9 protein-coding genes are annotated in these 21,488 nt (G+C 60.8%); 1 reads left to right on the plus strand and 8 read right to left on the minus strand.

The window, feature by feature from the left end:
* Positions 1–202: 202 nt before the first annotated feature.
* The 8 genes from AB7M25_RS29435 to AB7M25_RS29470 all read right to left on the minus strand — a co-directional run bounded on the left by AB7M25_RS29435 (position 203) and on the right by AB7M25_RS29470 (position 10,202).
* A complete protein-coding gene (locus AB7M25_RS29435; RefSeq protein WP_454238327.1) occupies positions 203–1,132 on the minus strand; it encodes a LysR family transcriptional regulator in 930 nt (309 codons plus the stop codon).
* A gap of 108 nt (positions 1,133–1,240) precedes the next feature.
* On the minus strand, positions 1,241–2,107 hold the full coding sequence (locus AB7M25_RS29440; protein WP_007977620.1) for an ABC transporter permease: 867 nt from the start codon (positions 2,105–2,107) through the stop codon (positions 1,241–1,243).
* A gap of 21 nt (positions 2,108–2,128) precedes the next feature.
* The gene (locus AB7M25_RS29445) at positions 2,129–2,989 is read right to left on the minus strand and encodes an ABC transporter ATP-binding protein (RefSeq protein ID WP_116582493.1); all 861 of its coding nucleotides are present in this window, start codon (positions 2,987–2,989) and stop codon (positions 2,129–2,131) included.
* A gap of 5 nt (positions 2,990–2,994) precedes the next feature.
* On the minus strand, positions 2,995–4,020 hold the full coding sequence (locus AB7M25_RS29450; protein ID WP_015092949.1) for an ABC transporter substrate-binding protein: 1,026 nt from the start codon (positions 4,018–4,020) through the stop codon (positions 2,995–2,997).
* 18 nt (positions 4,021–4,038) lie between these two features.
* Positions 4,039–4,926, minus strand: coding sequence for a TauD/TfdA dioxygenase family protein (locus tag AB7M25_RS29455; RefSeq protein ID WP_429387353.1), 888 nt, complete (start codon positions 4,924–4,926; stop codon positions 4,039–4,041).
* 370 nt (positions 4,927–5,296) lie between these two features.
* On the minus strand, positions 5,297–6,661 hold the full coding sequence (locus AB7M25_RS29460) for an HlyD family type I secretion periplasmic adaptor subunit (RefSeq protein ID WP_429387351.1): 1,365 nt from the start codon (positions 6,659–6,661) through the stop codon (positions 5,297–5,299).
* The gene (locus tag AB7M25_RS29465; RefSeq protein WP_429518346.1) at positions 6,651–8,807 is read right to left on the minus strand and encodes a type I secretion system permease/ATPase; all 2,157 of its coding nucleotides are present in this window, start codon (positions 8,805–8,807) and stop codon (positions 6,651–6,653) included. Before AB7M25_RS29465 ends, AB7M25_RS29460 begins: the two co-directional genes overlap by 11 nt.
* A gap of 42 nt (positions 8,808–8,849) precedes the next feature.
* Entirely contained in the window at positions 8,850–10,202 is a 1,353-nt protein-coding gene (locus AB7M25_RS29470; RefSeq protein WP_454238328.1) for a TolC family outer membrane protein, read from the minus strand.
* Positions 10,203–10,560: 358 nt separating this feature from the next.
* Between AB7M25_RS29470 and AB7M25_RS29475 the strand changes: the two genes are divergently transcribed.
* Positions 10,561–21,488: retention module-containing protein (locus AB7M25_RS29475; RefSeq protein ID WP_454238329.1), on the plus strand; the 10,928-nt coding region annotated here is incomplete at its 3' end.

The raw sequence follows: 21,488 nt of genomic DNA on the forward strand, positions 1-21,488 counted from the left end.
GAGCTCCGGCGTGGAAAGACCGAAGCATTCTAAAAAGCGTGATGCCTGACGAAAATCAACTTATCGGCAGGTTATAAGTGCGCCAGACGCAATGATACAAAACCCCTTGTGGGAGCGGGCTTGCTCGCGAAGGCGTTGGGTCAGCCAGTATCAATGTTGAATGATGAACCGCCTTCGCGAGCAAGCCCGCTCCCACAGGGGGTCAGCGGTGACTTTCAGGCTGAGCAGCCAGCCACGTTTCATCGCAGCAGGTTTTCAGGGTTTCACGCAGCCAGCGGTGCGCCGGGTCCTTGTCGAAGCGCGGGTGCCAGGCCTGGGTCAGCATCAGGGTCGGCAACGGAATCGGCAGGTTGAACGAGCGCAGTTTCAACCCCAGCCGCCGCACACTCAGCAAGGCTTCCTTGGGCACCGGCAGGATCAGGTCGGAATCGGGCAAGGCAAACATCGCCGCATGAAAGCTTGGCGCGATCACCGCCACCCGCCGCTCCAGGCCCAGGGCATTGAGCGCGGTATCGATCGGCCCCCGGGCAATGCCGCGCCTGGACATGCTGATATGTGAATAACCGGCATAGCGCTCAGCCGTGATCTCTTCGTCCAGCAGCGGATGATCCTCGCGCACCAGGCCGACGAAGTGGGTGGAAAACAGGTTCTGAACCTTCACTTCCGGGGTCACCGGACGGGTGTTGCTGACGCTCAGATCGATCCGCCCTTCGCGCAAGGCCTCATCATCGCCATCGCCTTCCGGGACGAAACGCAATTCGCAGTGCGGCGCCTGCCGGTCGAGGGTGTCGAACAACTTGCCGCCGTAAACACCGACAAAGAAGTCGTTGGCCCGAATACTGAACCGCCGCCGCAGCGAACTCAGCTCCACCGCATCGGCCGACCGAAACAGCAGACCGGCCTGCTCGACAACGCTGCGCACTTGCTCGCGCAATTCCAGCGCCTTGGGTGTCGGCACCAGGCCGCGGCCGGCGCGCACCAGGATCGGGTCGCCAATGGCTTCGCGAATGCGCGTCAGCGTCCGGCTCATGGCCGCCGGGCTCAGGTTCATCCGCCGCGCCGCCCCCACCACACTGCCCTCGTCGAGCAAGGCGTCGAGGGCGACCAGCAGGTTCATGTCCGGGAGTTGCATGCAGGGCACTCATGGCCGATCAGGATTGATCCAGGTGCAATGCTAGCAGATCAAAAAATCGCAGCCTTCGGCAGCGCCTCCAGAGCAATGCGATCTTTTGATTTCCGATCAGCGCTGCATCCCCCAGCGCTTCACCGTCACCCGCTCCAACGAATCAAACACCAGATTCTCCACCAGCAACCCAATCAGAATCACCACCGCCAGACCGGCAAACACCTTGTCAGTGTACAGCTCATTGCGATTCTGAAAGATGTACCACCCCAACCCCCCCTTGCCGCTGGTCGCGCCAAACACCAACTCGGCAGCAATCAACGTCCGCCAGGCAAACGCCCAGCCGATTTTCAACCCGGCGAGGATCGACGGCAGCGCCGCCGGGATCAGGATGAACAGCACAAAACGCATGCCCTTGAGGCCGTAGTTACGCCCAGCCATGCGCAGGGTTTCCGAGACGCCGAGAAACCCTGCGTAGGTGTTCAGCGCCAAGGCCCAAAGCACCGAATGCACCAGTACGAAAATCAGGCTGTTCTGCCCCAGGCCGAACCACAACAGTGCCAGCGGCAATAGCGCGATGGCGGGCAACGGGTTGAACATCGACGTCAGGGTACTGAGCAAGTCGCGACCGAATTGCGTCGACACCGCCAGTGTCGTCAGGCCAAACGCCAGGACGATGCCGATCAGGTAACCCTTGAGCAACACCACCAGAGAGATCCATACCTTGCCCAGCAGCTCGCCACTGAGCAGGCCGTCGTACAGCGCGTGAGCGGTCTGCAAGAAGCTCGGCAGCAGCAAGTCGTTGTTCTGATAGCGCGCAACGGCTTCCCAGAGCACGGCGAGCAACACCAGGATCAGGCTTTTACGCAACCAGCCCTGTTGCCACAGGCGCTGGCCAAGGGGCAGTTCACGCTCCAGCGGCACGCTGGTCAGTGGCTGCAAAACCGTTTCGAACGCTTCACGCGGGGATGATAAATGGCTCATCGGGCCCTCCTCTCAACTGGCTCAATACGCGATGCGGATGTCAGCGAAATCCAGCTCATGCTCGGCTTGCGGCGATTGACCTTCATCGAACAACAGCCGGTGAATGCGGCGCGCCGATTCCTGAAACGCCACACCGCCGAGGCTGTGCAAATCGTATTGGTGGCTGTGCACTTCCGCCCGCACTCGCCCCGGGTGCGGTGACAGCAACAGAATGCGGTTACCCACCACCAGCGCCTCTTCGATGGAGTGCGTGACGAACAGCAGCGTGAAGCGCACTTCCTCCCAGAGCAGCAACAGTTCCTCCTGCATCTTGCGTCGGGTCAACGCATCGAGGGCAGCGAAAGGTTCGTCCATCAGGAGGATTTTCGGCTGCATCGCCAGCGCCCGGGCGATGGCAACCCGAGCCTTCATGCCACCGGACAAGGTGTGCGGATAGGCATCGGCAAACGCCGCCAGACCGACCTTGTCCAGGTAGTGCAACGCCCGCTCTTCAGCCTCTTTGCGCTTGAGGGTTTTCGAGGCCAGCAGCGGAAACATCACGTTCTGTTTGACTGTTTTCCACGGTGGCAGTTGATCAAACTCCTGGAACACCACGATCCGGTCCGGCCCCGGCGCATCGACGCGCTGACCTTGCAGACGGATCTCGCCTTCCACTGGCTGGATGAAGCCGGCAGCGGCCTTGAGCAAGGTCGACTTGCCGCAACCGGACGGCCCGAGCAGGACAAAACGGTCCGCCGGGTCGATCTCGAAACTGACTTGATGGGTCGCCCGCACTACCCGCTGCGGCGTGCGGTACTCGAGGCTGACGTTGTCGACCGACAGCAGCGCCTGGGCTGCCGCGATCGGATTGCTGACCGTGTGGCCTTGCAAAGGGGCGTTCATTTCGGTCAGCTCCCTTGCAGCGGCTTGGCATCCTGGAAGAAATAATCCTTCCACGAGTCCGGTTTGTTTTTGATCGCGCCGACGCGGTAGAGGAACTCGGCCAACGGGTAAGTGTTTTTCGGCGTGACGCTGAACTCGAACTGCGGGTTGTCGATGATTTTCAGCAACGCGGCGCGGTCGATTTTGGCCTTGGTCACGCGGATGTAAGTGTCCGCCGCTGCGCCTTTATCGTTCTGCGCAAACTGTGCGGCCTCGGTCAGCGCTTCGATGAAGGCTTTGTAGGTTTTCGGATTCTCATTGCGGAATTTCTCGGTGGCGAATAGAACGGTCGGCGAGTTCGGTCCAAGCAGGTCATAGGTGTTCAGCACCACGTGTACATTGGGATTTTCCAGCGCCTGATCCTGGAATGGCGGGTTGGAAAAGTGCCCGGTCAACTCGGTGCCACCGGCTACCAGCGCTGCTGTCGCGTCGGGGTGCGGAACAGCGATGGTGTACTTGTCGAGGCGGTTGAATTCCTTGTCGCCCCACTGCCTGGCGGCCGCGTACTGCAGGAAGCGCGACTGCACCGAAACCCCCACGGCCGGCACCGCGATACGGTCCTTCTCGGTGAAGTCGGCGATGGTCTTGACCTTGGGATTATTGCTCACCAGGTAGTACGGGAAGTTACCGAGGGAAGCCACGGCCTTGACGTTCTGCTTGCCGTGGGTGCGGTCCCAGATGGTCAACAGCGGGCCGACACCGGCACCGGCTATGTCGATCGAGCCGGACAGCAGCGCATCGTTGACCGCCGCGCCGCCCGAGAGCTGGGTCCAGTCGACCTTGATGTCGATACCTTCCTGCTTGCCGTACTTCTCGATCAGGTTCTGATCGCGCACCACGTTGAGCAGCAGGTAGACAATGCCGAACTGTTCGGCGATGCGGATTTCACCTTCGGCATGGGCCACGGTCGGCGCGACCAGGCTGCCGGCGATCAGGCTGAAACCCAGGCCGATGGCGGCGGCCAGGGGTGCAAAGGGCAGACGTTTGGACATGATCAATTCTCCGGCAATTCAGAAAGGCGCGTCGCCCTGGATGGTGGTGCGGTACAGCTTGCGGCGCAGATGGCTGGGGCAGCCGGCGGCGAGGTGGATCAGCGAACGGTTGTCCCAGAACACCAGGTCATGGGGTTGCCATTGATGGCGGTAGATGTTTTGCGGCAACACGCTGTGGGCGTAGAGCTCGGCCAACAGTTGCTGGCTTTCGTCCTCCGGCAGGCCAACGATGCGGGTGGTGAACCCCTCGCTGACGAACAAGGCCTTGCGGCCGTTTTCCGGGTGGGTACGCACGACCGGGTGGACGACTTCGGCGACCTGGGCCAGTTGCTCCGGGGTCAGGGTCGGGCGCCAGTTGCCTTCGAATTTGGTTTCGCTGTAACGCGCCGTGTAGGAGTGCGCAGCCGAGCGGCCTTCCACCGCTTTGCGCAGTGCCTTGGGCAGGTTGTCCCAGGCCTTGTGCATGTCGGCGAACAAGGTGTCGCCGCCCTCCGCTGGCAGCTCCTGGGCATGCAGCATCGAGCCCAGGCTCGGCAGTTGTTTGTAGGAGAGGTCGGAATGCCAGAACTTGCCGGCGTCGCCCAGGCCGATGTTCTGGCCGTTTTCGACGATGTTGGAAACGATGAGGATTTCCGGATGCCCTGCCAGCAGGAACTGCTTGAGCACGTGAATCTGCAATACGCCAAAACGACGGCTGAAATCGATGTGCTGTTGCGGGGTGATGCGCTGGTCGCGGAACACCACCACATGATGGTCCAGGTGCGCGCGGTGAATGCGGGCGAAGTCCTGATCATTGATCGGGCGGGACAAATCGAGGCCGAGGATTTCGGCACCCACCGCTCCGCTGAACGGGCGGATCTCAAAGAATTGTGGCGCGATGCTTGGCGAAGCTGAGGCTGCAGACATAAATCACTCCCACGCACGGCACGCTCAAGGGCGCGCGCGTCGATCAGAAACTCACGGAGATCCCGTGTTGGTTCGTGTCGTGCGGCGCGCCGATTGGTCGGCAGGTACGCAGGAGATTGACTTTATAGATATAAGAATTGAAATTTAAATACCGTTAATGAATAACGATATGGCGATTGAAAAGGGACTGCATGGATTGAGGAGTGACGTTATTTGTCACTTACTGGCAGGTTTGTGGTGCTTTGACTGGCCCCATCGCGGGCAAGCCCGGCTCCCACAAGGTTCGTTGTTAAAACACGATCATGTGTTTGACACAAAAACCTGTGGGAGCCGGGCTTGCCCGCGATGGGGCCAGTGAATCCACTAAGATCTAGCGCTCGTGCAGCGCCTCGGCCCGCGCGCGGATGATCGGCTTGAGCAGGTAGCTGAGGATAGTCTTCTTGCCGGTGATGATGTCCACGGAAGCCACCATTCCCGGAATGATCAACAGGGGTTTTTCGTCGGTGCCCAAGTGGCTGCGGTCGGTGCGCAGCTTGATGATGTAATAGGTGGTTTTCTTGTCATCGTCGGTAATGGTGTCGGCACCGATCTGTTCCAGCTTGGCCTTCAGCCCACCGTAGATGGTGTAGTCATAGGCGGTGAATTTCACCGTCGCTTCCTGCCCCGGATGGAGGAACGCGATGTCCTGCGGGCGGATCTTCGCCTCGACCAGCAAGGTGTCGTCCAGCGGCACGATTTCCACCAGGTCGCTGCCTGGCTGGATAACCCCGCCGATGGTGTTGACCAGCAGCTTGTTGACGATACCCCGTACCGGCGAGGTGACCAGCGTCCGGCTGACCCGGTCTTCCAGGGCCTTGCCGGTGGCCTGGGCCTTGTTCAGATCGGTGCGTGCTTCATTGAGCTGGGTCAGGGCTTCGCTACGGAACTTGCCGCGAGTTTCGTCAATTTTGCGCTGTACTTCCTTGATCGCCGACTCGGCTCGCGGAATAGCCAGGGTGGTGGCGTCGAGCTGGCCACGGGTCTCTGCTTCGGCACGCCTGAGGCGCAGGACTTCCACCGGCGATACCGCGCCCTGGGCCACCAATGGCTCGGACATGCTGATTTCCTGACGCTGGAAGCCCAATTGCTGGCGGTACTGCGCCTGCTTGGAGGTGAACTCGCGCAGCTCCTGCTGACGCTGGATCAACTGCTCCTGCAAGCCGCCAATCTCGTCATGCAACTGCTGGCGGCGGCTGATATAGAGCGATTCTTCGCTCTTGGCCTGACCCGGCACGGCCTTGAGTACATCCTCGGGGAAGTTCAGCGGACGATCGTCGACCTCGGCACTCAGGCGCTCGACCCGTAGTACCATCGACAACCGATCGGCTTCGGTTTCACCGACGTTCGAGGCAAATCGCGTGTCGTCCAGGCGAAGCAGCGGGGCACCGGCGTCGACGATCTGGCCTTCCTTGACGAACAGCTCGGAAACGATACCGCCCTCAAGGTTCTGGATTTTCTGGATCTTCGACGACGGAATCGCCTTGCCATCCCCCTTGGTCACTTCGTCGATGACCGCGAAGTTGGCCCAGAGCATCAGGAAGACGAAGAACGCGATGATCGCCCAGATCGTCAGCCGCACCACACGCGGCGCATCTTCGATCAACGCCTTGTTGACCTCCGGCAGCGGCTGGCCCTCAAGCGAAGCAGAGCCCTTGAAGTAGCGAAGGATCGAACCCTTACCCGACTTAAGCAACACTGATTTGCCCCTTCTTCAACGCTTCCATCACCGCAGCTTTCGGACCGTCGGCGAGTATCTGCCCGCGGTCGATCACGATCAGCCGATCCACCAGCGACAACAGCGATGCCCGATGCGTCACCAGCACCACGGTCTTGTTTTCGATAACGGCTGCCAGGCGCTGCTTGAGGCGCTCTTCACCGGTGTTATCCATGGCACTGGTCGGCTCGTCGAGCAGCAGGATCGGCGGATTGAGCAATAACGCACGAGCCAGGGCCACGTTCTGCCGTTGGCCGCCGGAGAGGTTCTGCCCGCGCTCGCCCACTTGCAGCTCATAACCCTGCGGATGCAGGCGCGCATATTCGTGGACACCGGCCAGCTCTGCCGCTTGCAACACCAGTTCGTCCTCGACATACCGCGCACCGGAAACCAGGTTGTCGCGCAACGTACCGGCGAGCAGCTGAATGTCCTGGGGCACGTAGCCGATGTTGTAGCGCAGCTCGCTGACGTCGATCTGGCGGATATCCACGCCATCGACCAACAACGAGCCATCATCCGGCTGATAGAGCCCTACCAGCAGTTTCGCCAGCGAGCTCTTGCCCGAGCCACTTCGGCCAATGATGCCGATCTTCTCGCCGGGACGAATCACCAGATTGATGTTCTTCAGCGCCAGGTTCTGTTGTTGGGGGTACGTGAAATTGAGCTGGCGGCATTCAATGGCGCCCTGCAACACCTTGCGGCTGAGCGGGCGCTCTTCGAAATTGCGCTCCTGGGGCAGCTCCATCATTTGGTCGACGGACGTCATGGTCACCCGCGCCTGTTGATAGCGGGTCAGCAACCCGGAGAGCGACGCCAGCGGGCTGAGCGCACGGCCACTGAGCATGTAGCAGGCAATCAGACCGCCCATGCTCAGGTGACCGTCGATGATCTGGTACACACCAAAGACGATCATGATCACCCCGGCCAGTTGCTGGATCAGCAAGGTGATGTTCATCGCCAGGCCGGACAGCATCTTCACCCGCAATTCAAGGCGACTGAGGGTGCCGATGGTCTGTTCCCACTGATACTGGCGTTCGCTTTCGGCGTTGTTGACCTTTACCGCATCCAGCCCGGCCAGGGTTTCGATCAGGCTCGACTGACGCTCGGCCCCCAGCGCCATGGTCCGCTCCATCGTCGCTACCAGGGGTTTCTGCAACGCATAGCCGATGGCCAGGGCGATCGGGAATGCCAGCACCGGTATCCACACCAGATGGCCGCCGAGGATCGCGATAACCATGAAAATCAGAAGGGTGAACGGCAGGTCGATCAGGCTGGTGAGGGTCAGCGAGGCGAGGAAATCGCGCAGGCTCTGAAATTCATGGATGTTCTGGGCAAAACTGCCAACCCGTGCCGGCCGGTACTTCATGGTCATGCCGACGATGCGCTCGAACAGCGTGGCCGAGATAATCAGGTCGGTTTTCTTGCCCGCCAGATCCAGGCACAGGCTGCGCAGGCTTTTCAGGATCAGGTCGAAGAGGTAGGCGCCAGAGATGCCGACGGCCAGCACCCATAGCGTCGCTTCGGCCTGGTTCGGCACGACACGGTCGTAGACGTTCATCACGAACAACGGCGCGGCCATGGCAATGATGTTGATCAGAAAACTGGCGGCAATGGCGTCGGCGTACAGCCAGCGCGAACGCTTGAGGGTGTCGCGAAACCACGAGCGCGCACGCGGAATCAGCGTGCCGTGATTGACGTCGAACTTGTGCTGCGGCTGGGCAAAAAAGACCTTGCCGGTGTAATCGTCGGCCAGCAGCTCGCGGCTGACCAGGGATTCACCGCCATCGCTTTCGCTGAGCAGCACCCGCATCTGATCTTCGCCTTGCCAGCCAAGCAGGACGGCGCTGCGACCGTCCTTGAGCAGCAACAATGCCGGCATGGCAATCGCCGGAATGTCCCCCAGCTTACGCTGCAGCACCCGACCTTGCAGCCCCGCGCGAGCCGCCGCACGTGGCAGCAGCTCGACACTCAAACGCTGCTCGGGCAGTGGCAGGCCGGTGGTGAGCATGGCCGCGCTGGCCGGTTTCTGGTGCAGCATGCAAAGAGCAAGCAGGCCATCCAGCAATGGATCGTCATGCAACGCGCGCGGATCATGAATGAGTTGAACCCGACTGACTTCTGATTCCACGCTCGGCACTCTTGGCTAACAATTGAACAAAGAAGGTCCCGCTCAATTCATACCGGGCAATTGGACCGTCGGCTTCACGTCGTTCTGCACAACGGATGCCAACGGTGCGACCACTCCCTGGCTCTTGAGCAACTCGCCCATGGTCGCCTTGATTCGGTACTGAGTAAATAACTGGCTGTTCTTGATCTCCGCCAGACGCCGAGAAGAGGAGAACAACTCGTTTTCGCTGTCGAGCAAATCGAGCAGCGTGCGCTCGCCAAGGCTGAACTGACGCTGATAAGCGGTACGCACGGCGGTGCTGTGATCAACGTACTGCTGGGCGATCGGCACCTGGGCATTGGCATTGTTCAGGGCGTTCCAGGCCAGGCCAAGTTCTTCATTCAGTTGGCGCAGGGCGTTGTTGCGGATGTCCAGCGCCTGGTTCGACAGGTAGGCCTTGGACTCCAGGTCGGCCTTGTTGCTGCCGCCGGAATACAGGTTGAAACGCATGCGCAGAATGGCCTGCCATTCGTTGTTGTGGCCATTCTGACCATCGATATCGTTGTCGGCGGTGCGACCCAGCTCAGCATCGAAACGTGGGTAGAAGGTCGACTTGGCCGTGTCGTACTGCTTTTCGGCGGCGGCGATGTCGGATTCGGCCGAACGCAGGATCGGGCTGTTTTCCAGCATCTGCGCGCGAGCTTCATTCAGATTGGCCGGCATCAGCGCCAGGAAACTCGCCGGGCGCTCCAGTTGATCGGGCATCTGGCCGACAGCGGACAGGTAGTTGGTCTCGGCATCAGCCAGGTTGGTCTGCTCGGTGATCAGGTTGTTGCGCGCCTGGGCCATCCGCGCCTCCGCCTGATCGAGATCGGCGCCGCTGCCGACACCACGCTGGGTGCGCAGCTGGATCTGGTCGTAAATGCGTTGATGGCTCTTGAGGTTGTCCTCGGCCAGGCGCACGAATTCACGCCGGGTCAGCACGTCGAGATAGACCTGGGCCACGGTCAGCCCGGTACGCTCGGAAGTACTCAGCAGCGAATAGGCGCGGGAGTTGACGGTGGCTTGTTGACGCCCTACTTCGCTGGACGTCGCAAAACCGTCAAAAACCATCTGGGTCAGTCGCAAGCTCGATTCACTGCGGTTCAGATTTTCCCAGTGGTGGTTGCTGCCGTCCCCGCGTGTGGTGACGCTGTCAGTGCCTTCGCGGCCATAACCACCCAGCAAGTCGACCCGTGGGAGGTATCCCCCTTGCGCGGCCTTTAACTGATAGTCCGCAGCCAAACGACTGTTTACCCCTGCCTGGACTTCCGGATGGACATCCAGTGCCTGTTGCATGGCTTCGGGTAAGGATTGCGCCTGTACGAAAGACGCGGCGAGAGCGAAGGGTATAGCCATGAACAAAGGCAAACGCATTGTAGGAATTTCCCAGGACTTCTTGTCTTGAATCACGGCTGAAAGGCGCGCGTTGTCGGAAGATGGCAAGCGGAATGACCGTATGTCGGAAAGCTCAAAAGCGGAACTGGGTCACACACCGAAGACAGGGTCACAGCTGAAATATCAATGTGACATTACTGGGACGATTGTTTAGGATGGCCCCAAGAAGGTCAATAGTTTGGCATAAAGTTAATAACGAAAAAATATAGCCAAAATATTGACGAATTAGGCCGTCAAACTTGTGCATCTATTTTGCAATGTAACGTCCAGACTGGTCGGTGCAGATGCCATCAGGTCTATGGAAGTCTACTGAACGTGACACCCCGGAGAGTCTTCAATGAGCAGTGTTGTTGCCATCGTCAAAAGCATTGTCGGTCAAGTTTTCGTGGTGTCCCCAGAGGGCATCCGCCGCGTTCTCGTTGAAGGCGACAAACTGTTCGCCGGGGACCAGATCGACACTGGCCTTTCCGGTGCCGTGTCTCTGGAACTGGCCGATGGCCGCACCCTCGACCTGGGCCGCGATACCCAGTGGAGCGCTGACGCGCCGGAATCCAGCGCTGACCTGGCAGCCGCCACCGCACAAGCCGCGCCGTCCGTTGAAGAGCTGCAACAGGCCATTGCCGCCGGTGCCGACCCGACCAAAGACCTTGAAGCCACCGCTGCCGGCCCGACTGCCGCAGGTTCGGGTGGTGCCGCCGGGGGCGGTCACAGCTTCGTGATGCTCGACGCCACGGCTGGCCGCGTCGACCCGACCATCGGCTTCCCAACCACCGGTCCTGACTCCACGACTACTCCCACTACGCTCGATACTGGCAACCAGAACATCACGACCATCACGACCATCAACGCTCCGAGTGTACTGACCGCGGATACGGGCACTCTGGCCGAAGACAGCGTCGCGACGGGCAACGTACTGAACAACGATAGCGATGCCGAGTCGCCGCTCAGCGTCACCAGCTTCACTATCGCCGGCGTCACCGGCAGTTTCACCGCAGGCCAGACAGCGACCATCGTCGGCGTCGGTACGTTGACCATCGGCGCCAACGGCAACTACACCTTTACTCCGGACGCCAACTACAACGGTGCCGTACCGCAAGTCACGTACACCACCAACACCGGCTCGAGCAGCACTCTGGACCTCACCGTGACAGCGGTCGATGATCCGAGCGTTTTGACTGCCGACACCCAAACCATTGCTGAAGACATCGCCGCGATCGGCAATGTGCTGAGCAACGACAGCGACATCGATAACGCCCTGAGCGTGGTCACCTTCATCATCGACGGTGTTCCTGGCACCTTCACAGCGGGCCAGACGGCGACCATCGCCAACGTTGGCACCCTGGTGATCGGGGCCGACGGCGCTTACACCTTCACCCCGGCCGAGAATTACAACGGCACGGTGCCGACCGTGAGCTACACCGTTACCGACGGTTCCACCTCTACGCTGAACATCAGCGTCACCCCGGTCGATGACAGTTTTATCGATGCCAGCGAACGCGTGACCACCGCTGAAGACACCGCCGTCACTGGCAGTGTGTTGACGGGCACCTCAAGCGTCGACGGCCCGGTCAGCGTGGTGAACTTCACCATCGACGGCGTTCCTGGGACTTTCATCGCCGGTCAGACGGCGACCATTGCCAATGTCGGCACCCTGGTGATCGGGGCCAACGGCGCGTACACCTTTACCCCAGCCACCAATTACAACGGCAGCGTACCGACGGTCAGCTACACCGTCACCGACGGTTCCGGCACGGACGTCAGCTCGACCCTGACCATCAACGTCACCCCGGTCGACGACAGCTTTACCGACATCAGCGAAAGCGTGACCACCGCTGAAGACACCGCCATCAGCGGCAGCGTCCTCACCGGTACGAGCAGCGTCGACGGTCAGGTCAGCGTGGTTAATTTCACCATCGGTGATACCACCTACGCCGCCGGACAGACGGCGACGATCGCCAATGTCGGCACCCTGGTGATCGGCGCCAACGGCGCTTACACCTTCACCCCAGCCACCAATTACAACGGCAGCGTACCGACGGTGAACTACACCGTCACCGACGGCTCCGGCAGCAATGCCACCTCGACCCTGAACATCAGCGTCACCCCGGTCGATGACAGTTTTATCGATACCAGCGAACGCGTGACCACCGCTGAAGACACCGCCGTCACTGGCAGTGTGTTGACGGGAACCTCAAGCGTCGACGGCCCGGTCAGCGTGGTGAACTTCACCATCGACGGCGTTCCTGGGACTTTCACCGCCGGTCAGACGGCGACCATTGCCAATGTCGGCACCCTGGTGATCGGGGCCAATGGCACTTACACCTTCACGCCTGCCGAGAATTACAACGGCAGCGTGCCAACCGTGAGCTACACCGTCACCGACGGCTCGGGCAGCAATGTCACCTCGACCCTGACCATCAACGTCACCCCGGTCGACGACAGCTTCACCGACCTCAGTGAAAACGTGACCACCACTGAAGATGCCCCGGTGACCGGTAGCGTCCTCACTGGCACAAGCAGCGTCGACGGCCCGGTCAGCGTGGTGAACTTCACCATCGACGGCGTTCCTGGGACTTTCACCGCCGGCCAGACCGCGACCATCGCCAATGTCGGCACTCTGGTGATCGGGGCCAATGGCGCTTACACCTTCACTCCATACGCCAATTACAACGGCACGGTGCCAACGGTCAGCTACACCGTCACCGACGGCTCCGGCAGCAATGTCACCTCGACCCTGAACATCAACGTGACGCCGGTCGACGACAGCTTCACCGATGCCAGTGAGCGCGTGACCACCACTGAAGATGCCCCGGTGACCGGTAGCGTCCTCACTGGCACAAGCAGCGTCGACGGCCCGGTCAGCGTGGTGAACTTCACCGTCGACGGCGTTCCTGGTACTTTCAACGCCGGCCAGACCGCGACCATCGCCAATGTTGGCACCTTGGTCATCGGCGCCAACGGCGCCTACACCTTCACTCCAGACGCCAATTACAACGGCACAGTGCCGACCGTGAGCTACACCGTCACCGACGGCTCGGGCACCGACGTCACCTCGACCCTGACCATCAACGTCACGCCGGTCGATGACAACTTCACCGACAGCAGCGAAAGCGTGACCACCGCTGAAGACACCACCGTGACCGGCAGTGTGTTGACGGGCACCTCGAGCGTCGACGGTCCCGTCAGTGTGGTCAACTTCACCATCGGTGATGCCAGCTACGCTGCCGGCAGCACCGCGACCATCGCCAACGTCGGCACCTTGGTGATCGGAGCCAACGGCGCCTACACCTTCACCCCGGACGCCAACTACAACGGCACAGTGCCGACCGTGAGCTACACCGTCACCGACGGCTCGGGCACCGACGTCACCTCGACCCTGACCATCAACGTCACCCCGGTCGATGACAACTTCACCGACAGCAGCGAAAGCGTGAGTACCGCTGAAGACACCGCCATCAGCGGCAGCGTGCTCACTGGCACGAGCAGCGTCGACGGCCAAGTCAGCGTGGTTAATTTCATCATCGGTGAGACCAGCTACGCCGCTGGCAGCACCGCCACCATCGCCAACGTCGGCACCCTGGTCATCGGGGCCAACGGCGCTTACACCTTTACGCCCGCCGAGAACTACAACGGCAGCGTGCCGACCGTCAGCTACACCGTCACCGACGGTTCCGGCAGCAATGTCACTTCGACCCTGACCATCAACGTCACCCCGGTCGATGACAACTTCACCGACCTCAGCGAAAGCTTGACCACCGCCGAAGACACCGCCATCAGCGGCAGCGTGCTCACTGGCACGAGCAGCGTCGACGGCCAAGTCAGCGTGGTTAATTTCATCATCGGTGAGACCAGCTACGCCGCTGGCAGCACCGCCACCATCGCCAACGTCGGCACCCTGGTCATCGGGGCCAACGGCACTTACACCTTTACGCCCGCCGAGAACTACAACGGCAGCGTGCCAACGGTCAGCTACACCGTCACCGACGGTTCCGGCAGCAATGTCACTTCGACCCTGACCATCAACGTCACCCCGGTCGATGACAGCTTCACCGACCTCAGCGAAAGCGTGACCACCAGCGAAGACACCGCCGTAACTGGCAGCGTCCTCACCGGTACCTCGAGCGTCGACGGTCAGGTCAGCGTGGTTAATTTCACCATCGGTGATACCACCTACGCTGCTGGCAGCACCGCAACCATCGCCAACGTCGGCACCCTGGTCATCGGCGCCAACGGCGCCTACACCTTTACCCCGGATGCCAATTACAACGGTACAGTGCCGACCGTCAGCTACACCGTCACCGACGGTTCCGGCACGGACGTCACCTCGACCCTGACCATCAACGTCACCCCGGTCGACGACAACTTCACCGACCTCAGTGAAAGCGTGAGTACCGCTGAAGACACGGCCGTGACCGGCAGCGTCCTCACTGGCACTTCGAGCGTCGACGGCCAAGTCAGCGTGGTGAATTTCACCATCGATGGCGTTCCTGGCATGTTCACTGCCGGCCAGACGGCGACCATCGCCAACGTCGGCACCTTGGTCATCGGGGCCAACGGCGCCTACACCTTTACCCCCGCCGAGAACTACAACGGCACGGTGCCGACCGTGAGCTACACCGTGACCGACGGTTCCGGCACCGACGTCAGCTCGACCCTGAACATCGACGTCACCCCGGTCGACGACAACTTCACTGACCTCAGTGAAAACGTGATCACCGCTGAAGACACCGCCGTCAGCGGCAGCGTCCTCACTGGCACTTCGAGCGTCGACGGCCAAGTCAGCGTGGTTAATTTCACTATCGACGGCGTTCCTGGCACTTTCACCGCCGGCCAGACGGCGACCATTGCCAATGTGGGCACCCTGGTCATCGGCGCCAACGGCGCTTACACCTTTACCCCGGACGCCAATTACAACGGCACAGTGCCAACGGTCAGCTACACCGTCACCGACGGTTCGGGCACGGACGTCAGCTCGACCCTGAACATCAACGTCACCCCGGTCGACGACAGCTTCACCGACCTCAGTGAAAGCGTGACCACCGCTGAAGACACCGTCGTCAGCGGCAGTGTGTTGACGGGTACTTCGAGCGTCGACGGCCAAGTCAGCGTGCTCAACTTCACCATCGGTGATACCACCTACGTCGCCGGACAGACGGTGACCATCGCCAATGTCGGCACCCTGGTCATCGGCGCCAACGGCGCCTACACCTTCACGCCGGACGCCAACTACAACGGCAGCGTGCCAACGGTTACCTACACCGTGACCGACGGTTCCGGCACGGACGTCACCTCGACCCTGACCATCAACGTCACCCCGGTCGACGACAACTTCACCGACCTCAGCGAAAGCGTGAGTACCGCTGAAGACACGGCCGTCAGCGGCAGCGTGCTCACTGGTACGAGCAGCGTCGATGGCCAAGTCAGCGTGGTGAACTTCACCATCGACGGCGTTCCTGGGACTTTCACCGCCGGTCAGACGGCGACCATTGCCAATGTCGGCACCCTGGTCATCGGCGCCGACGGCGCTTACACCTTCACCCCGGACGCCAATTACAACGGCAGCGTGCCGACGGTGAACTACACCGTCACCGACGGTTCGGGCAGCAATGTCACCTCGACCCTGACCATCAACGTCACCCCGGTCGACGACAGCTTCACCGACCTCAGCGAAAGCGTGACCACCGCTGAAGACACCGCCATCAGCGGCAGTGTGTTGACCGGTACCTCGAGCGTCGACGGCCAAGTCAGCGTGGTTGATTTCACCATCGGCGAGACCACCTACGTCGCCGGCCAGACTGCGACCATCGCCAACGTCGGCACCCTGGTGATCGGCGCCAATGGCGCCTACACCTTCACCCCAGCCGAGAACTACAACGGCAGCGTGCCAACGGTTAGCTACACCGTGACCGACGGTTCGGGCACGGACGTCAGCTCGACCCTGACCATCAACGTCACCCCGGTCGACGACAGCTTCACCGACCTCAGCGAAAACGTGACCACCGCTGAAGACACCGCCATCAGCGGCAGTGTGTTGACGGGCACTTCGAGCGTCGACGGCCAAGTCAGCGTGGTTAATTTCACCATCGGTGATACCACCTACGCTGCTGGCAGCACCGCGACCATCGCCAACGTCGGCACCCTGGTCATCGGCGCCAATGGCGCCTACACCTTCACCCCAGCCGAGAACTACAACGGCACGGTGCCGACGGTGAACTACACCGTCACCGACGGTTCGGGCAGCAATGTCACCTCGACCCTGACCATCAACGTCACCCCGGTCGACGACAGCTTCGCCGACCTCAGTGAAAGCGTGACCACCGCAGAAGACACCGCCATCAGCGGCAGTGTGTTGACCGGTACCTCGAGCGTCGACGGCCAAGTCAGCGTGGTTGATTTCACCATCGGCGAGACCACCTACGTCGCCGGCCAGACTGCGACCATCGCCAACGTCGGCACCCTGGTGATCGGCGCCAATGGCGCCTACACCTTCACCCCAGCCGAGAACTACAACGGCACGGTGCCGACGGTGAGCTACACCGTGACCGACGGCTCGGGCACGGACGTCACCTCGACCCTGACCATCAACGTGACGCCGGTCGACGACAGCGTCACCGACCTCAGTGAAAGCGTGACCACCGCAGAAGACACCGCCATCAGCGGCAGTGTGTTGACGGGCACTTCGAGCGTCGACGGCCAAGTCAGCGTGGTTAATTTCACCATCGATGGCGTTCCTGGCACTTTCACCGCCGGCCAGACCGCGACCATCGCCAACGTCGGCACCCTGGTGATCGGCGCCAACGGCGCTTACACCTTCACCCCGGCCGCCAACTACAACGGCACGGTACCCACGGTGAGCTACACCGTCACCGACGGTTCCGGCAGCAATGTCACCTCGACCCTGAGCATCAATGTCACCCCGGTCGATGACAGCTTCACCGACAGCAGCGAAAGCGTGAGTACCGCTGAAGACACCGCCATCAGCGGCAGCGTGCTCACTGGCACGAGCAGCGTCGACGGCCCAGTCAGCGTGGTCAACTTCACCATCGGTGAGACCACGTACGTCGCCGGCCAGACCACAACCATCGCCAACATCGGCACCCTGGTCATCGGGGCCAACGGCGCCTACACCTTCACCCCGGCCGCCAACTACAACGGCACGGTACCCACGGTGAGCTACACCGTCACCGACGGCTCCGGCAGCAATGTCACCTCGACCCTGAACATCAACGTCACCCCGGTCGATGACCCGAGCGTCCTGATTGCAGATACCAAGACCATCGATGAAGACCACGCTGCAACGGGCAACGTGCTTGGCAATGACATCGATGTCGACAACGCTCTGAGTGTCGCGACATTCACCATACAAGGCGTCCCCGGCTCCTTTGCCGCGGGTCAAGTCGCGGCTATCACCGGCGTCGGTACTGTGACTATCGCCACCAACGGCGATTACAGTTTCACCCCTGCCGCGAACTGGAACGGAACGGTTCCACAGATCAGCTACACCACCAACACCCATTCCACCAGCACGCTGGACATTACGGTCAACCCGGTCAACGACGCTCCGACCGTTAACGCCACTTCGGCCAGGGGTGATGAAGATCATTTGATCGCCGTGCAGCTCGGCGGCAATGACATTGACGGCAGCGTCAATCACTTCACCCTGACCAGCGTGCCGGCCAATGGCAAGTTTTACGCAGACGCCGCCGGGACCATCGAGCTGACCACCAGCAGCGCGATCTCCGCAACGGCCAATGGTGCAACGGTTTACTTCAAGCCCACCGGCGACTGGAGTGGCACCACCAGCTTCACCTACAACGCGACCGACAACGGGGGCATGCCTTCTGCTACTTCGGCGACCGGTACCATCGTCGTTGCGCCAGTCACCGATACCCCGAGCCTGTCGCTGACCGGTGGCGGTGTTGTTGCCTCGACCGACTTCCAGGAAGTCGCTGTGAATGGTTCGCACAGCGACGTCAATGTCAGCAATCTCGGCAACGGCGCCTGGCATACTGACAACCGCGGGGGCATGGTCGAAATCGGCAAAGCCAGCGTCTACGGCGCCGGCGGCGGTAACCAGGTCATCGAACTTGAGCGTAATACCGGTGATGCGAGCAACCTCTACACCACTATCGATGCGAAGGCCGGCACCACGTACAACGTGTCGTTCGACTATGCACCGCGTGCCGGTGTAGATAATTCGCTCATCAACGTGTACTGGGGCGGTCAACTCATTGGCACCCTGAACACCTCGACCACGGGCATGCAGCACTACAGCTTCGACATTCCGGTCACGGCCGATGGCAACCAGAAACTCGAGTTCCGCGCAGGGGACAGCAACAGCCTGGGCGGCGTGCTGGACAACATCAATGTCACTCAGGTGCTCAACTCGGGCCTTGAAGACAACGCGATCCTGTTGTCCACCATCCAGGCCCACACCAATGACGCCGACGGTTCGGAAACGCTCGCCCTCACACTGAGCGGCTTGCCAGCGGGTTCCAGCCTCACCGATGGCACCCACACCTTCAATGCTGCCAACGGCTCGACGTCGGTGGACATTACGGGTTGGAACCTGTCCACACTCAAGCTGACACCACCGACGAACTTCAATGGCGACATTCCCCTGACCGTAACGGCCACCGCCACAGACGGCGATGCCCCAAGCGCGAGCACCTCGCTGCCACTGGTGGTGCACGTGGCTGCCGTCGATGACGCCAGCGTGCTGCAGGTGGACAGGAGTACCATCGAAGAAGATCACAACGCGACCGGCAACGTGCTGACCAACGACCACGACGTCGATAATGCCCTGAGCGTCTCAAGTTTCAGTGTGAACGAGGTCAACGGCAGTTTCACGGCGGGCCAGACCGCGACCATCACGGGTGTCGGTACGCTGATCATTTCCAGCAACGGCGACTACACCTTCAAGCCGGCTGCCGACTGGAATGGTAATGTTCCACAGGTGACATACACCACCAATACTGGCTCGAGCAGTACGCTGAACATCAGCGTATCGCCGGTCAACGACAACTTCACCGACGCCAACGAAACGCCCTCCACCCTGGAAGACACCGCCTTGACCGGCAGCGTCCTCTCCGGCACCTCGAGCGTCGACGGCCCGGTCAGCGTGGTCAACTTCACCATCGGTGCGACCACTTACACGGCCGGCACCACGGCGACCATCACCAATGTCGGCACACTGGTGATCGCAGCCAGCGGGGCCTACACCTTCACCCCGGCCGCCAACTACAACGGCACGGTGCCAACTGTCACCTACACCGTCACCGACGGTTTGGGACCCAACGTCACCTCGACCCTGAACATTAGCGTCACGCCAGTCGATGACCAAAGTGTGCTGGCTGCGGACCTCAAAACCACCCTTGAGGACCAGATCGCCACCGGTAACGTACTGACCAACGACCGCGATGTGGACAACGCTCTCAGCGTGACCAAGTTCACCATTGGTGGCATCGAGTACAGCGCGGGGGGCACTGCCACCATCGCAAACGTGGGCAGGCTGACGCTCGGTGCCAACGGTGACTACAGCTTTACCCCTGCCAACAATTGGAGTGGCAAGGTTCCGACTGTGACCTACACCACCAATACCGGTTCAAGCACTACGCTGGACATCAGTGTGACCCCGGTCGCGGATACACCGATCGTGACCGCCACCACGTCTCAGGTGGCCGAGAACAGCAGCATCTCGTTGGGCTTGAAGGTAACGTCAGTGGACACTGATGGCTCTGAAACCCAGACCATTACCTCGATCGGCGGCATCCCGGCAGGCGCGACCCTGACCGATGGCATGCACACCTTTACCGGCACAACCGGTAACGGCGTCGTCAACCTCAGCGGGTGGGACGTGAGCAAGTTGAGCTACACCCCGGCACCGTACGCCACCGGCACCAACACGCTGACAGTGACGGCCGTCTCGACCGAGAGCCAGGGAGACTCGGCCAGCAATACGACGCAGATTCCGATCACGATCAATCCAGCGGTCTATAACCCGCTCACTGCCACCGCAGATAATGACAATGTCACCGGCACCGATGGCAATGACATCGTGGTGGCGGATATCGGTGGGCTGACGGTCGTACCGGGTCAGAACTACAATATCGCCTTCATGGTCGATAGCTCCGGCAGTATGAGTTCCTCGTCGATCAACTCGGCCAAGGACTCGCTGACGTCGGTGTTCAACACCCTCAAGCAAAGCCTGGGCAGCAACTCGGGCACGGTGAACATCTTCCTGGCGGACTTCGACACCCAGGTCAACAAGTCGGTGTCGGTGAACCTCAATGACCCGAATGCGCTGACCCAGTTGAAGGCGATACTGGACTCGATGTCATCCGGCGGCGGCACCAACTACGAGGACGTGTTCAAAACCACGGCCAACTGGTTCCAGAGCGCGGACGCCGTGGCCAACACCGGGGCGAAGAATCTCACGTATTTCATTACTGACGGCAAGCCGACTTACTACCAGAGCGGCGAGTCGACCAACCCGACCCTGTATGGCAGCACAACGCTTGATAGCCTGATCACCACGAGCAACTATCAGCTTGGAAAAGCGGTCAGCCTGTTCCCCGACAGCACGCACCAGATCGACATCACCGCCTCGGGATACGTGACGGTCTGGACCAAGAGCAGCAACGACAACAATGGCAACAACGGCAACAACGGCAATAACGGCAATAACGGCAATAACGGCAACAATGGCAACAACGGCAACAACGGCAACAACGGCAACAATGGCAACAATGGCAATGGCAATGGCAATGGCAATGACAACGGAGATAACTGGTCATACAAGGACTTCGGCTATCTGCATGCCCAGGGTGACGGTACCTACGAGTTCTCGGGTCGTGACGGCGACGGCAACAGCACCGACTGGGACACCACCAGCAACTCCACCGGCAGCTTTGCACTGCTGAGCAAACTGTCGAATGTCGAGGCCATTGGCCTCAACAACGGAGTGAGCCTCAACGACCTGAAGCCGTACGACTCGAATCAAACGCCACAAACCAACATCGATCCGAAGGATCTGGCCAACTCGATCATCGGCCATACCGAAGCGACGATGCCGGGGCACGACACCGTCAGCGGTGGAGAAGGCAACGACATCCTGTTCGGCGACCTGGTGAGTTTCAACGGCATTGCCGGTGAGGGTTACCAAGCCATGCAAGCCTTCGTGGCGCAGCAATCCGGCGTGGAAATCAGCAAAGTCACCACCAGCAACGTGCACCAGTACATCACCGAGCATTACAACGCGTTCGA

The sequence above is a fragment of the Pseudomonas sp. AP3_22 TE3818 genome, assembly GCF_053628995.1.

Coding starts and splice junctions, on each gene's coding strand:
- AB7M25_RS29440 (WP_007977620.1), bottom strand. CDS start 2,107: ATGAGCCATTTATCATCCCCGCGTGAAGCGTTCGAAACGGTTTTGCAG.
- AB7M25_RS29435 (WP_454238327.1), bottom strand. CDS start 1,132: ATGCAACTCCCGGACATGAACCTGCTGGTCGCCCTCGACGCCTTGCTC.
- AB7M25_RS29455 (WP_429387353.1), bottom strand. CDS start 4,926: ATGTCTGCAGCCTCAGCTTCGCCAAGCATCGCGCCACAATTCTTTGAG.
- AB7M25_RS29470 (WP_454238328.1), bottom strand. CDS start 10,202: ATGCGTTTGCCTTTGTTCATGGCTATACCCTTCGCTCTCGCCGCGTCT.
- AB7M25_RS29450 (WP_015092949.1), bottom strand. CDS start 4,020: ATGTCCAAACGTCTGCCCTTTGCACCCCTGGCCGCCGCCATCGGCCTG.
- AB7M25_RS29445 (WP_116582493.1), bottom strand. CDS start 2,989: ATGAACGCCCCTTTGCAAGGCCACACGGTCAGCAATCCGATCGCGGCA.